The organism is Halovivax gelatinilyticus, from assembly GCF_024300625.1.
In the GTDB taxonomy this organism is placed as follows: Archaea; Halobacteriota; Halobacteria; order Halobacteriales; family Natrialbaceae; genus Halovivax; species Halovivax gelatinilyticus.
Window position 1 is genome coordinate 784433 of sequence record NZ_CP101322.1, and the last position, 14139, is coordinate 798571.

Consider the following 14139-nt stretch of genomic DNA (forward strand, 5'->3'; position numbering starts at 1 on the left):
TGAGACCTGAAAGTGGAGCGAAACGATTTTCGTACACTGACGCGAACGGCGGAGATATGGACGAGCGACTCACGATCAGACTGGCGGTGACCCTGGGTCTCGTCCTCGCGATCGACCTGTTGCTCGCCGTCGGTCTCGCGCTCGTCCTGGAGCCGTGGGTGGCGGTCGTCCTCGCCCGGATCGGCATCGAAACGACGGCACCGTCGGTCGCGGCGGTGGCCGTCGTCGTGATGGCCGTGTTGCTGGTCGGACAGTTACGGTACACGCGCCAGGAGTTGCTGGCCGAAACCGACGCGACAGTGGCCGGGCCGGACGACTCGGCGCTCACCGATCGCGTGCGACGGCTCGCGGCACAAGCCGACATGCCCACACCCACGGTGGCGATTTCTCGGTCCCCGGTCCCGAACAGCATGGCGATCGGCGACCTCGGATCCGGGACGATAGTCGTCAGTCGCGGGCTCGTCGAGCGCCTCGACGATGCGGAACTAGACGCCGTCCTCGCACACGAACTCGTCCACCTCAAGAATCGCGACGCGCTGGTGATGACGGGAGCCACGTTCGTCCCCGCCCTCGTCGCCGACGAGTACTCCCCCTTCGACGGACTTCCCAGCTGGGTGAAGCCGGCGACCGCGGGTACCGCGTTGCTCGCAGCCGCGTTGCTCGCGGGCAGCTTCCTCGACGCGCCGGTCGTGACGCCCACCGGCTTTGTCCAGTTCGCCGTCGCCACCGTCGTCACGCTGGTCGTCGCCGGGCTCGTTCTCGGCGTGCTCGCCGCGGCCCTCGTCGGGGCGGCGGGGTCCCTCTCGCGCTATCGCGAGTACGTCGCCGACCGAGACGGCGCCCACCTCGCCGGAAATCCTGCGGCGTTGGCGAACGCGCTGGCCGGCCTCTCCGGTGACGACCGTCGTCCGGAAACGGACAAGCGCCTCACGACCCAGGGGCTCTGTCTGCTCCCGTACGGATTCGACGCTCCCGACCAGCCGTCCGACGCGGACGGGCGTTCGGTCGACTTTCGGTCACACCCCGCCGTCGAAACGCGCATCGCCCGGCTCCGAGAACAAGCCGGGAGGCTCGAAACGGACCGAACCCGCTGAACGAGAACCAACCGATCGAGACCGCTACTCGAGCACGGCTATCCGGTCTTCCAGCCCGACCGGCGTGGCGCCGTTGATCGTCGCGAACGTCGCCCCCAGGACGAGTCCGTAGACGAGGTGACCGATCGCAAAGATGACGGCGACGACGAACTCGCCGGCCGCTCCGGGAATCGGCAGGAACGGGAGCGGAAGCGCGACGACCCCGGCCCGAGCCATCGCCACGGGAAAGACCACCCCGCCGGCGAGAATCCCGATGAACGCCCCGAAGGCGAGGCCGGCGATGACGAAATCGGTGAACGACGTCAGACTTCGTCGCATCGTCCGTCGGGAAACGATCGCCGCGAATACGAGCCCGAATCCGACGCTGATCAGCATGTGAATCAGCCACCCGAGGCCGATCGACGCGCCCGCGATCGGCGCGAGTCCGCCGAGAACCTCGATGAGATCCGCGCCGAAGTGCAAGATGACGCCCATCGCGATTCCGGCGACGATCGCAGCGATAACGCCGCCACCCCAGACATCGACCGCGTTGTATTGGCGCATGCTATCACTAGACATACCATCTCGGACGTCACCCAGGTGCAAAAACCGCCTGCCATCTCACCCCGGGTGACAGATTTTTACACCCCGGTGTGAACGGACGACCCGATTGTGGAATTGAATTGCACACCGTTCCCGACAGTCTCCACTCACCGGACCGTTGCTGTGGACGGCCTCTATCGATCCGACCTCGTCCGTCGACGGGACGAATTGCGCTTGCATGTCGTCGATCCTCGACTCGATTCCCGATAGTGGATCCTCCGTTCGCGACAGTTGGACGCGTTTGTCACAACGGCTTCTTACAACGAAGGTGAACGTCGTGACGTGCTATGTGTTCACACCACGACCCCGATCCGATAGATCGAGTCGACGTATCGCGACGAACCGTACTCAAAACGAGCGCCCTCGCCGGAACCGGACTACTCACGGGCGCACTCGGTACGACCAGCGCACTCGGCACCGAGTCGGGTAGCATCGACCCGGTGTACGCGAACGTCCGGGTTCGAGAGGCGAGCCACGCCTGGGAGCGAGGCTACCGGGGCCGACCCGACCGATCGCTCGCGTTGACCGACTCCGGAACCGACGCGCGCCATCCCGACATCGGTCCGTGGAGCGGCGTGACGGTGACGACGGCCGACGGCGAGTTCCAACTCGAAACGACGCACGCGCCACCGGGTCACGGCGACGACGAGTACGAGACGGAAGAGCTCGACGCCGAGACGTTCACGGGGACGAATCAGGGTACGGTCGTACTCGGCCTCGTCGACAGTCCCGACCTCTCGCCGGTCGACGGAACCGATCGCATCGAGGCCACGCTCGATTGGACGTCGGAACTTCCCTCGGAGATGGAAGTTCGCCTCCTCGAAGACGGGAACCAGCGAACCAGCGCCCGCGGTACCGACGGACCAATCACGACGACGTACGACGGGTACGATCCAGAGGGAGACTACAGTCTGGAGATCGTCTGCTGGGAGGGGAGCGTCGAGTACGAGGCGGTCGCCTCCTACCAGGCGATCGTCGACGGCGGGGAAAGCGGCGGCGAGTCCGAACCGCCGGGTCACGCGATCGATCCGTTCGACCCCGTCGAGCGTACCGGTTTGCCCCACCTCGTCGGCTGGCACAACGACCACGACGCCTACGGGTCGTTCAGTCGACCACGAGACGAGAACGGACACGGCACACACGTCGCCTCGATCATGGCCGGCAGCGGCCGCGCGAGTGCGATCGATCCGGATCGGTCGCGGACGGACGAGCCACACGCAGTCCTCCTGCTCGGCGACACGCTCTCGTACGAGGTCGAGGCCGAAGCCGGAACCGGCGTCTTCGTGAGCGTTTACGGAACCGCCATCGACGTCGTCATCGAGGGGCCGGATGGAGCGGAACTCGCAAGCGCGAGCGGCGTCGAGGGAACCAGTGAGGAGAGTTTCGAGACCAATATCGCAGAGACGCCGACCGTTCACGACGAGGGAGAGGCCACCTACACGGTCCACGTCCGAACGATCGAGGGCGAACTCGTGACAGCCGGCCGGGTCGAGACGGTCGCCGTGGGCGCGTTCAGGCACGCGGGCGAGACCGCGGGCGACGCCACAGGTGGTGGCGACCGGTCGCTACACGCCGGCGTCGCCCCCGGCTACAGCATCACGAGCCTGACCGACCTCGCCACCGCAACCGAGACGCTCGGCGAGTTCGCCGACGAGTTCGCTGAGACGTTCAACGTACGCGCCGTGAACATGTCGTGGGGATATCTCGGCGGGTTGCCGCTCGGAGCGGCGGGCGGCGCGCTCGACGACATTCCAGCGTCGATCCGGGAAATCGCCGAAGCCGGGATGCTGTCGGTGGCGGCCGCCGGAAACGACGCCACGCCGGCGAACGGCAACGGCGCACCAGCGGTTGCTAACGAGGCGATCTCCGTCGTCTCGACGGGTCCCTACGACGGCATCGCGGCCTACTCGGCGGGCGGAATCGGCGGCATCGACGACGAGACGGGCGAGCCCTACGCGAAGCCGGACGTCACCGCGCCGGGCGGGCAGGTGAACGTCCTCGACATCGCCGCCGCAAACGGCGAACCCGAAGACGACGTCACCGAGAGTTCGGGCGACGACGAGGCCGCGTCGGCCGATCTCGAACCGGTCACCGTCCTCGACGAACTCGAATACGGAGCGCTGGAACCGCGAACCGAGTTCGACGACTCGATTTCGGGCGACGCCGGTTACGAGTTCGAGCTCGCGGACACCGTCCTCGAGACCCTACTGGACGTCGACGCCGAGTTACTCGGCGCCCACCGCAACCGGGACCCAGAAGGAGACGGCCGCGACGGCGTGCGCGACTATCGCGGCGCCGCCGGGACGTCGATGGCCGCGCCGTCGGTCGCCGGAATCGCCGGACTCGTCGCCGACGCCATGGAAGACGACGCCCCGACGGCGATCTCGCTTCCGGAACCGGCCGAAACGGGCTACCGCGACGTCCTCCGGCTCAAATCGACCATCCTCGCGACCGCCACCGAGACGGCACTGACGGCCGCACCCTACCACCGGGCGAAGGTCCCGGTTTACACCCACGGGAGGCGCGACCCGTACGAAGGGTACGGCCGGGCGAACGTCGGCCCGGCGATCGACGCCGTCACGCGCGATCTCACCGACCAGACGATCGCTGGAACGGTCGGTCTCGCCGTCCCCGACGACGAACGCGCCGTCGCCGGATACGTCCGCGTCGACGCACCGGGAGAGATCGAGGCGACCGTCGAATTCGGCCACTACAGCGGTGGAAACGCGGACGCCGCGCGAGCCGATCCGCACGTCGATCTCTTCGTCTACGACGCCCAACAACCAGACGAGCAGACGGGAGAGCCGACGGTCGTCGACAGTGACGCCGGAATCGGCGGAAGCGCGGCCGTCTCCACCAGCGTCTCGGTCGACGACCTCGAAGCGAACGACGGCGAGCGCGTGTTCTACGTCGTCGCGAAGCTCGTCGCCGTCCCCGGCCTCGTCAACGGCTTCGACTGTCGAGCGCACCTCGACCTCGAGACGGCAGTCGACGAAGACGGCTTCGTCGTCGAAGGCAGCGCCGAGGCCGACGCGTCGATTTTCTCCGGCGGCCAGACCAGCAGAACCGAGGTTGACGTCGACGTTCGCCATCCAGAGGAGGGACGAGTGATCGTCAGGGACACCGTTCCTCACGGCTGGTCGGTCGACGATGAGTTCGGTGACGTCGAAGCGACCAAGCCCGCCTTCGGCGGGGGCACCCACGTCTACTTCGGGCTCGAGGACGCGCAGTCGGTCTACGAGGACCTAACCCACTTCGCACGAGCGCCCGACGACGTAGCGGACTCCGACCGCTACACCTTCGGCCCCGTCGCGGTCTCGACCGAAACCGACGGCGACGGAACACTCACCGACCGCGAGTGGACGACCGTCTCGGGGACCGAGCGGACCGTGACGGTGCTCGCAACGGACGTCTGAGCGAACGGAGACGAATTCCTTCTCCCGGCCACGCTCCAGGTTTCTCCATTGTCGACCGCGTCCGCCATCGATCTGGTGACCCCATCGAACCCTCGCAATCACCCAGCACAGCCGTTCTCGGCGGGAAATCGGGATGGAATTGAAAGACGAACGTGGCAGTTTTTTATATAGCGTTATTTAGTTTATCCGGCTAGAAATGGCCGCCCCTATATAAACAGACGGCGACCATCGAACGATCAGTCAGAAGAGGCAGCGATCGTATCGAACGAGCCGTCCCGTATCTGATCCGCAACGGACCGAACCGATCGATCCGGGACCGCACGCGGGTACTTGCGTTCGAAGTACCCGAGCAGATTCGACAGGTCGCGTTCGAGGAATTCGTCGGCGTTGGGGTGATCGATCGGAACGGCCTGGGGCCAATCGAAGATCGTTACGCCACTCTCGCCGACGAAGATGTTGTACGCGCTCATGTCGGCGTGGACGTATCCGAGTTCGTACGCGCTAGCGAGTTCTGCGAGTAGAAGGTCGACGATCCCGACGACCTGATCATCATCCAACTTCGCCCGCGATAGTTCGACGCCGTCCATCTTCTCCATCACGATGGCGTGGCGATTCTGGGCGATCGGCCGCGGAACCGAGACGGTCGGATAGAGTGATTCGAGAATCTCGTGTTCGCGTTCGGCCGCCTTTCGCGCGGTGTACAGCCAGGAGACGTGTCTTCGGTCGGACGTGTAATCGCGTTCTTTGTTGACCTCACGAAAGTTCGTATAGCCCTCCCGGTGGTACTTGAGCGCGAGCGGTTTGTACGATCGCACCTCGTAGACGTCGCTCTCTTTTCCGACGCCGAGCGGAGAACCGAACTCGTCGATCACGTCCTGCTCGACGAGGGCCCTGAGCGCCAGCGCGTCGTAGCCTTCGAACTGGAGGGTGAACCCTTCGTACTGGATGGTCTTCTTTTCGATTAGCCCCCGCTTCAGACAGCGCTCTACCCGGTAGTCGACTTCTTCCGTCGTGAGACTCGAGAACTCGGGTAGCTTCTCACGTTGCACCCACTCGGAAAAGCGCATCCCCTGCTCGACGCCCGAGAGGAGATAGAAGTCCTCGGGGTCGAGTTCGGCGAGAAGCGAGGCGACGTTACGAACCATGGGCCGTCTAGTCGGTCCGATGGTAAAAAGCGACCGACACCGAAACCCGCTCGTCGACGTTCGATTAGGTCGGTGTAGCCCGCTCGCACCGACGTTCAGCTCGTCCGTGCCGTGTAGGCAGTACCGGACCAGCCCCATCGAATGATTCGTCCGATAGCGGTGAGCGGATCGGCCGATCACCGTTCGAACGGCTCGAACGTCGCGAATACCGGATCGTCCGTTCGCTGTTGACGACGAAACCCCGGGGGTGGACGGGGTGAAGACCGGCCCGAAGCGAGGACCTCGAAGAGAGACGGTTCGTCGAACGCTTCGACAGCGGGCGTCTGCAACCGCCTCATGTACCGAGAGCTCGGTCGGAATTAGATACCCTGTCCGAGCCTGCAGAGCGACGGCCGTGTGGCCAATTCGACGTTACATCCCCGAATACGCCGCCGTGCGATATTTATAAATCATATATCACGATATAGAATTGATTCATCCAGTGTGACTTCCCGGGTCGATCGGGGCGGACCGAATCGTACGCGAGCGGCCTCACGAGACCCCAGGACACATATTCCGCCTTGATTTCGGACGAACGAATCGGAACCGCTTTCTCGATTCCACCCGAGAGTGGGCACATGACCGATCTCGCCGAGCGCGAGTGGCGGTTGATCCGCGACGAACCCCGCCCTGGAGCGATCCAGATGGCGTTAGAAGAGATCGCCGTCCGGACCGCACACGAAGACGACCTCAGGACGGTCCGAACGTACGACTGGAACCCGAGCACGCTCTCGCTCGGATACCGCCAGAAGGCCGAAAGCGTCGACTGGGAGTTTTGTGACGACCACGGTATCGACGTCACGCGACGCCAGACGGGCGGGGGCGGCATCTACCACGACGCCCACGCGGACATCTCCTACACCATCGTCGCTCCGGCGGACGACGTTCCGGGCGACCTGATGGAGTGCTACGCACTGTTTTGCGAGCCGATTCTCGACGCGCTCGATCGAATGGGACTGGACGCCGATTTCGCGTCGGTCCCGAAATCGTCCGTTCACGGCCCCTCCTGTTACCTCCGGGACGTAAACCCCGCACACGACATCGTCGTCAACACGGACGGCGATGGACCGTCGCTCAAGGTAAGCGGGAACGCACAGTACCGGCGCAAAGACGCCGTTATTCAGCACGGATCGATCAGCTACGATCTCGAACCCGACCGCCACCTCGGCGTCTTCGCCGACCACGACGTCTCGACGGAGCGGTTCGCAGAGCGAGTCGGGAGTATCCGCGCAGCGACCGGTATCGACCGAACCGAGGCCGTCGACACGCTCGCGAACGCGCTGGGCGAGTGGTGTGACGCGACCGACCGCGACTGGCGAGACGACGAACTGAACGCGGCTGAGACGCTCGCCGACAGAAAGTACGCCAACGATCGATGGGTACGAGACCGCGAGCAACCGACACCACGCAGCTGAGGAGAGGGGCCGTTCGGCCGCGAATGCACACACCGGCGAGCCTAGCGGCCTTCGATAGCCCTTTGACGCCCTGGTACTGACACCGTTCCATGAACGTCGGAGCACACGTGTCCATCTCCGGATCGCGCGTCTCGTCGGACGAGGAGACCCCACCGTACGACGACATTCGAAACGCAATTCCCCGCCAGCTGGCCTTCGGCGGCAACTGTGGACAGATATTCACGACGTCCCCGCAGGTGTGGGCCGAACCCGAAATCGACGACGACGCGGCCGACGGGTTCCGAGACGAGACTGATGAGAAACTCGACGGACCGTGGGTGATCCACTCTGCGTACCTCGTCAACCTCTGTACGCCGAAAGACGGGCTGCGCGAGAAGTCGCTGTCGTCGCTGCAGGCGGAACTCGACGCGGCCGAGCGACTCGGCGTCCCGTACGTAAACACGCACCTCGGCGCACACACCGGCGCTGGCGTCGACGGCGGACTCGACAACGCGGCGAGCGCGATCGGCGACCTCGACATTCCCGAGGGCGTACAGCTGCTCATCGAGTCCGACGCCGGGAGCGGCACGAAACTCGGCGGCGAGTTCTCCCACCTCGCCGGAATTATCGATCGAACCGACGCGGATATCGGCATCTGCATCGACACCGCACACACCCTCGTCGCGGGCAACGACCTCACGACCCCCGAGGCCGTCGACGAGACGATCGGCCGGTTCGACGACGAAGTCGGCCTCGAACACCTCGAGTACATCCACCTCAACGATTCGAAACACGACGTCGGCACCCACAAGGACGAACACGCCCACATCGGCGAAGGGTACATCGGCGAGGACGGGATGCGCGCCATCGTCAACCATCCCGACCTCCGCGACCTCCCGTTCGCCCTCGAGACGCCGACCGAGGACGGCCGCGGCTTCGCGTGGAATATCGCGAAGACGAAAGAGCTCCGCGACGACTGAGTCAACCGCGCCAAAGAATCGGACGAACCGTTCGATAGATCGGCTCGGATCGATCCGTTCGATGGACCGATTCGCCGACCAGTTCGATACGTCAGATCGACCCGTTTTTGCCGCTCGCACCCCTCGGTCGACCCGTGCGCGAGTTTTCAGCCGACTACCTTCGCCGGACGCGCGAGGGAATGTGGGACGATACGAGGCAAGCGCTCTGCGGTCTCTCGCTCGAAGACCGCGAGCGGGTGCTCGACGTCGGTTGTGGAACCGGAGAACTGAGTCGAGTGCTCGTCGAAGAGACGCCGGCGGAGACGACCGTCATCGGCTGTGACGTGGATACGACGCTGCTGGCCCGTGCGAGTGAATCGGTTCCGGTCGTCGCGGGGGACGCCCGTCGACTCCCGTTTCCGGACGATTCGTTCGATCTGATCGTCTGCCAGGCGTTACTGATCAACCTCCCCGACCCCGCCGCTGCCGTCGCCGAGTTCGCTCGCGTCTCGTCCGACCTGGTCGCGGCCATCGAACCCGACAACAGCGCGGTGACGATCCGATCGAGCGTCGAGGGTGAACCCGCGCTCGCCTCCAGGGCCAGAGACGCCTACCTCGACGGCGTCGATACGGACGTCGCTCTCGGGGCGTCGGCGCGCGATGCGTTCGAGTCGGCCGACCTCTCGGTCTGTGGGTCGGCCAGGTACGATCACGATCGATCGATCGAGCCGCCGTACGACGCGGCCGCGGTCCGATCGGCCCGCCGAAAAGCCTCCGGCGCCGGCCTGGCCGAGGACCGAACGACCCTCCTCGAGGGCGAACTGACGCCGGAAGGGTACGACGACCTGCGAGCCGACTGGCGGGAGATGGGTCGAACGGTTATCGCACAGATGGGCGAGCGGGACTACCGACGCACGGAGACGGTTCCGTTCTACGTGACGGTGGGGCGTGTAGACGACTGAGAGTGACGTAAACGCCGTTATACTACCGTAAACGCCGGTGTTCTATCCTGAGTCGTGACCGTCGACCCGGTGGTGAGTACCACGGCGGGGCTGTCTGATCACAGATCCCGGTCCTCAGACGACGTCGCCGCGGACGGTCACGCCCTCCTGTTCGTCTCGCCAGGCGTGGACTTCTTTCGCGGCGACCGACGCTTCGGCTTCGTCCATTCCGAGCATTTCGAGGGCGGCTGACAGCGTCGGCATGGCGAACTCGCTCTCGCGGAGCTTCTCGAACGCCGACTCGGATCGCGTTCCGTCGACCCAGAGACAGACGCCGCGCGGGTCTAACAGCTGTGAGTACTCCTCGCGAAGTCTCGCGCCGCGAAGCCGTTGAGAAACGTTGTCCTCGAACGAGGCGTTACAGACTTCGAGGTGGATCGGCTCGTCGCCTTCGAGTAAGTGTGCGGCGAGACAGCGTTCCGGAGCGACGTGGCCGTGTTCGTTCGCTCGCACGCGCTCCGGGTTGGCCTCGGCCCAGTCGGCGTCCACGGCGGTCCCGACGCCGCGAACGCCGTGAGACTCGTAAAACGACTCCTCGCGATCGCGGTCGGTTTCGAAGTAAATGTCTTTCGTGAGGTAGATGTCGAGCCTGTCGATCGGATCGAGACCGAGTGCGAGGTCGCCGTAGACCCACAGCTCCCTGATCGGAACCGGCGCGGGCTCGGTCTCGACGGTTTCGATCACGCGCTCCAGTCGATCGACCGCCGCGGATCGGTCGAATCCCATTGGAGAGACGTAGGGAGCTACCGGCAAAACGACTTCCGGTCGGCTGGGACACAGTTTTTAGACCGGTCACGACGAAGTCGACCGTATGCGCCACCGAGTGTTCAACGAAGCCGGTTCCGACGATCTCGTCTTCCTCATGGGCTTTGGAAACCGGTACACGCACGAGAACGCGAGCTGGTTCATCGGAACCCTCGCAAACGCCGGGTATCGGGTCCACGCCTTCGAGTTTCCGGTCGACGTGACTGACTTTCGCGCCGACTGGGTGGAACCGGTCGCCGAGTACGTCCGCGACCTGGACGACTACCAGCTACTCGCACACAGCGCCGGCTGCCTGATCGGCCAGGCGCTCGACGGCGCGGACAATCACGTCTATCTCGCCCCGTTCTGGGGGTACGGACCGCTGTGGAACGAGACCGTGCTGGAACTCGTCGGGGCGATTCCGACCGACTTTCCGTTTCTCCCCGTCCGAGGGCTCGACCGCGACGCGCTGGGCGTGCAAGCGACGGATCACCAGCTCGCCACGATGGCGCGGTGGGTTTCGCCGGCGTTCGTGAGAGAGACGCTCGCCGCCCAGGAATCGATACTCGAGATCGATCACGACGCCGTCGCGTTCTGTTCGCTGACCGATCCAGTCATCGACCTCGCCGTCGTCGGCGAGAACGTCCCTGCCGAACACGTCGTTCTCTACGACGGCGGTCACGAGCTGTTCTCCTCACCTGAGCGAGATCAGTACGTCGAGACCGTCATCTCCGCGCTCGAAGACGGAGCGGCGGCGATCGAACGCGAACCACTGGTGGCAGACTGATCGGCGTCGGCAACGTCTGACGTGCGTGTCTTACGCGTACAACGAAACGGACTTCCCGTCGGGTCACCAACGCCGGGGTGATGGATTGCGATCGATGCGACGAGGAGGCGGTCATGCACGCCGCGTACTCCGGCGCCCACCTCTGTAGCGACCACCTCTTACAATCGATCGAAAAGCGCGTCAGGCGGCGAGTTCGTCGCGACGGTCTTGTCCCGAGAGAGGCGTCGCCCGAGAACCCGCAGACGTGGGTGATCGGCCTCTCTGGTGGAAAAGATAGCGTCGTTCTCACGCACATTCTTCACGAGACGTTCGCCGAGGATCCGCGGATCGAACTCGTCGGACTGACGATCCACGAGGGGATCGACGGCTACCGCGATAAGAGCCTCGACGCCTGCGTCGAACTGGCCGACTCGCTCGAGTTTCGTCACGAGGTCGTCTCTTACGCCGACGAGTTCGGCATCCGGATGGACGACGTCGTCGAAGACGATCCAGAAGGCATGGCCGCCTGCGCCTACTGCGGCGTCTTTCGACGCGACGTGCTCTCCCGGTACGCCGAGAAACTGGATGCGGACCTGCTGTTGACCGGTCACAACCTGGACGACGAAGCGCAAACGGCGCTGATGAATATTCTGGAAGGCGACGTCGCACAGGTCGCAAAACACTTCGACGCGAGTCTCGGTCCGATCGCTGAACGCGAACTGAGCGACGAGTTCGTCGCCCGAGCGAAGCCGCTTCGCGACGTGCCCGAAAAAGAAGTCGCCCTCTACGCCCACCTCGCTGATCTGCCCGCCCACATCACCGAGTGTCCACACTCCAGCGAGGCCTATCGCGGCGAGATCCAGCGCGTACTCTACGGTCTGGAGGAAAATCACCCCGGAACGCGTCACTCGATCATGGCCGGCTACGAAGAACTCGCAGGGATCGTCGCTGACCACGTTAGCGGGGCCGACGGAGCCGAGCTCACGGAGTGTCCGTCCTGCGGGTCGACCACGTCGGTCACTGGCGATCAGTGTCGCAAGTGTACGCTGTTAGATGCGCTGGCCTGATCGGCAAACCGGCTTCGATTCGCTCAGAGGCCGACGAAGAGCCGCCCGAGTCCGAGGACGCCGTACGCCGCTCCGAGAAGGAGTACCATGTAACACGCGTTTCCGACGCCCGAGGCGATCACGTACCCACGTTCCGGTTGCACCCCGAGTCCGGCGACGATCGGAACGACGGTTCGAACCGCCGGCAACGCCGTACAGACGGCGATACCGATCCGCCCGAATCGGTCGACCTGCCGTTCGACGAGTGCCACCCACCGGTGGCCCAGCCAGCGCCGGATGAGCCCGGGGATTCGACTCAGCACACCGATCGACAGTCGCGCGTTTCCGGGAGCCGGTCTCGTCGGCGTGATCGTCCGATAGAGCATCCACTGGCCGACCGTCGCACCGACCGCCGACGCGGCCGTCACGAGCGTGAGTGCCGGCCACGGCGGCGTGACGATGGTGACGTACCCAACGAAGAAGACGGCGGGTTGGAGAATTTTTCCGAGAACGAGTCCCTCGCCGACGAAAAAGAGGCCGAAACCGACCGCGATCGTCACCGTGAGAAGTGTCGTTTGCATTAGTTGTGAGTGCGGTGATCGGCCGAATCTATCTACGAGAAGCTACGGTGAGAGATCAATAAAAAAGAACTGGGAGTAAATCGGGACAGTCACCCGATCGGGACGGTTAGTTGGAGAGCCCGGTCTCCCTCGATTGCACAACCGGCGAAATCAGCTGGTTCGATCGCTGGAGGTCGGTCCGTCAGCGGATGACGTCGACGCCGTTGTTGCGTTCGAGTTCGTCGTGCCCACCGTCGCTGTGTGCGCCGTATCCGGAATTCGAACCGGTATCGACGTTGTTGCTCGCGTCGAAGTCGGCGTCGGTGACGCCCTCGATGCTGGCGCGGGATTTATCCGCCTGCTTCTGCGTGGTCGGGCCGAGAACCTGGGCGCTCTGTACGCCGGTCATGATGGCCATGACGCGGACCTTGCCCTTGTAGTTCTCCTGAATGCGTGCGCCCCAGATGACGTTGGCAGAGGCCTCGAGCCGCTCGGTGATGTTGTCGGCGATTCCCTCGGCCTCTTTTAACGTAAGGTCCGGACCGCCGGTGATGTGGACCAATCCGCCGGAGGCACCGCGGTAATCGACGTCTAACAGCGGGTGGTTCATCGCGTCGCGGACGACCTCTTCGGTCTTGTTCTTGTCCTGGGTCTCGCCGACGAGCATCACCGCGACGCCGCCCTGATTCATGATCGTGGACATGTCGGCGTAGTCCAGATTGATCAGGCTCGGCTGGGTGATCGTCTCCGAGATTCCCTTGACGGTTTCTGCGATGATCTGATCCATCACCGAGAACGCCTTTCCGATCGGGAGGTTCGGGACGTAATCGAGCAGTCGGTTGTTGTCGAGGACGATGATCGAGTCTGCGGTTTCGCGCAGTTTCTCCAGTCCCTCTTCGGCTTTTACCGTTCGAGCGCGTTCGACGTTAAACGGCGTCGAGACCATCCCGACGACGATCGCACCCTGTTCCTTCGCGATTTTCGCGGCGACGGGGGCCGCACCGGTACCGGTACCGCCACCCATTCCGGCGGTGACGAAGACGAGATCGGCGTCACCGAGGACGTCTTTGATGGTGCTCTGGGCCATTTCGGTGGCGCGCTCGCCCATCTGCGGATCGCCACCGGCACCGAGCCCCTGAGTGAGCGACTTGCCGACGAGGATCTTCGTGTCGGCTTCGATCATCTTCAGGTGCTGTTTGTCCGTGTTGATCGCGATCGTATCGGCTCCCTCGACGCCGATGTTGTACAGTCGGTTGATGGTGTTGTTACCGGCGCCGCCGGCGCCGATGATGACGATCCGCGGGTCACCGAATTCGTCATCATCCATCGAGACGTCCATGTCTCGGGCTTCGGCTTCGGCATTTTCGAGGGCGTCCTGAACGATGTCTTGCAT

At 64.2% G+C, this 14139-nt stretch carries 12 protein-coding genes; 7 read left to right on the forward strand and 5 right to left on the reverse strand.

The features are described from left to right. Positions 1-56 precede the first annotated feature (56 nt). Positions 57-1094, forward strand: coding sequence for a M48 family metallopeptidase (locus NKH31_RS03815; protein WP_254863816.1), 1038 nt, complete (start codon positions 57-59; stop codon positions 1092-1094). A gap of 24 nt (positions 1095-1118) precedes the next feature. Here NKH31_RS03815 and NKH31_RS03820 read toward each other — a convergent pair whose 3' ends face one another. Further along, entirely contained in the window at positions 1119-1652 is a 534-nt protein-coding gene (locus tag NKH31_RS03820) for a hypothetical protein (protein WP_254863817.1), read from the reverse strand. 311 nt (positions 1653-1963) lie between these two features. On the opposite strand from NKH31_RS03820, the gene NKH31_RS03825 reads away from it, so the two are divergent. Then, entirely contained in the window at positions 1964-5092 is a 3129-nt protein-coding gene (locus NKH31_RS03825) for a S8 family serine peptidase (RefSeq protein WP_254863818.1), read from the forward strand. Positions 5093-5328: 236 nt separating this feature from the next. On the opposite strand, the gene NKH31_RS03830 is transcribed toward NKH31_RS03825, so the two are convergent. Then, entirely contained in the window at positions 5329-6237 is a 909-nt protein-coding gene (locus NKH31_RS03830) for a serine/threonine-protein kinase RIO2 (protein ID WP_254863819.1), read from the reverse strand. Positions 6238-6854: 617 nt separating this feature from the next. Here NKH31_RS03830 and NKH31_RS03835 point away from each other — a divergent pair. From NKH31_RS03835 to NKH31_RS03845, 3 genes are all read left to right on the forward strand, one after another. Continuing rightward, a complete protein-coding gene (locus NKH31_RS03835; protein ID WP_254863820.1) occupies positions 6855-7691 on the forward strand; it encodes a lipoate--protein ligase family protein in 837 nt (278 codons plus the stop codon). An 89-nt stretch (positions 7692-7780) separates the two neighbouring features. Then, positions 7781-8650 (forward strand): deoxyribonuclease IV, encoded by an 870-nt coding sequence (locus NKH31_RS03840; protein ID WP_254863821.1) that lies wholly within the window; start codon positions 7781-7783, stop codon positions 8648-8650. Positions 8651-8784: 134 nt separating this feature from the next. Continuing rightward, on the forward strand, positions 8785-9591 hold the full coding sequence (locus NKH31_RS03845; RefSeq protein ID WP_254863822.1) for a class I SAM-dependent methyltransferase: 807 nt from the start codon (positions 8785-8787) through the stop codon (positions 9589-9591). Between the two features lie 114 nt (positions 9592-9705). Here NKH31_RS03845 and NKH31_RS03850 read toward each other — a convergent pair whose 3' ends face one another. Next, positions 9706-10356, reverse strand: a complete 651-nt coding sequence (locus NKH31_RS03850; RefSeq protein WP_254863823.1) for a DUF7095 family protein — start codon at positions 10354-10356, stop codon at positions 9706-9708. Between the two features lie 85 nt (positions 10357-10441). On the opposite strand from NKH31_RS03850, the gene NKH31_RS03855 reads away from it, so the two are divergent. Both NKH31_RS03855 and ncsA read left to right on the forward strand, forming a co-directional pair. Next, complete coding sequence (locus NKH31_RS03855) at positions 10442-11161, forward strand: alpha/beta fold hydrolase (RefSeq protein ID WP_254863824.1); 720 nt, start codon at positions 10442-10444, stop codon at positions 11159-11161. 80 nt (positions 11162-11241) lie between these two features. Then, entirely contained in the window at positions 11242-12207 is a 966-nt protein-coding gene (ncsA, locus tag NKH31_RS03860) for a tRNA 2-thiolation protein NcsA (RefSeq protein WP_254863825.1), read from the forward strand. 23 nt (positions 12208-12230) lie between these two features. Here ncsA and NKH31_RS03865 read toward each other — a convergent pair whose 3' ends face one another. Together NKH31_RS03865 and ftsZ are read right to left on the reverse strand one after the other, a co-directional pair. Further along, positions 12231-12767, reverse strand: coding sequence for an SNARE-associated domain-containing protein (locus NKH31_RS03865; RefSeq protein WP_254863826.1), 537 nt, complete (start codon positions 12765-12767; stop codon positions 12231-12233). A gap of 181 nt (positions 12768-12948) precedes the next feature. Further along, positions 12949-14139: a cell division protein FtsZ gene (ftsZ, locus tag NKH31_RS03870; RefSeq protein WP_254863827.1), complete on the reverse strand. Its 1191-nt coding sequence runs from the start codon at positions 14137-14139 to the stop codon at positions 12949-12951.

Bases quoted from the DNA above. Each gene is read 5' to 3' on its own strand.
- NKH31_RS03815 (WP_254863816.1), top strand. From the start codon at position 57: ATGGACGAGCGACTCACGATCAGACTGGCGGTGACCCTGGGTCTCGTC.
- NKH31_RS03820 (WP_254863817.1), bottom strand. From the start codon at position 1,652: ATGTCTAGTGATAGCATGCGCCAATACAACGCGGTCGATGTCTGGGGT.
- NKH31_RS03825 (WP_254863818.1), top strand. From the start codon at position 1,964: ATGTGTTCACACCACGACCCCGATCCGATAGATCGAGTCGACGTATCG.
- NKH31_RS03830 (WP_254863819.1), bottom strand. From the start codon at position 6,237: ATGGTTCGTAACGTCGCCTCGCTTCTCGCCGAACTCGACCCCGAGGAC.
- NKH31_RS03835 (WP_254863820.1), top strand. From the start codon at position 6,855: ATGACCGATCTCGCCGAGCGCGAGTGGCGGTTGATCCGCGACGAACCC.
- NKH31_RS03840 (WP_254863821.1), top strand. From the start codon at position 7,781: ATGAACGTCGGAGCACACGTGTCCATCTCCGGATCGCGCGTCTCGTCG.
- NKH31_RS03850 (WP_254863823.1), bottom strand. From the start codon at position 10,356: ATGGGATTCGACCGATCCGCGGCGGTCGATCGACTGGAGCGCGTGATC.
- NKH31_RS03855 (WP_254863824.1), top strand. From the start codon at position 10,442: ATGCGCCACCGAGTGTTCAACGAAGCCGGTTCCGACGATCTCGTCTTC.
- ncsA (WP_254863825.1), top strand. From the start codon at position 11,242: ATGGATTGCGATCGATGCGACGAGGAGGCGGTCATGCACGCCGCGTAC.
- NKH31_RS03865 (WP_254863826.1), bottom strand. From the start codon at position 12,767: ATGCAAACGACACTTCTCACGGTGACGATCGCGGTCGGTTTCGGCCTC.
- ftsZ (WP_254863827.1), bottom strand. From the start codon at position 14,139: ATGCAAGACATCGTTCAGGACGCCCTCGAAAATGCCGAAGCCGAAGCC.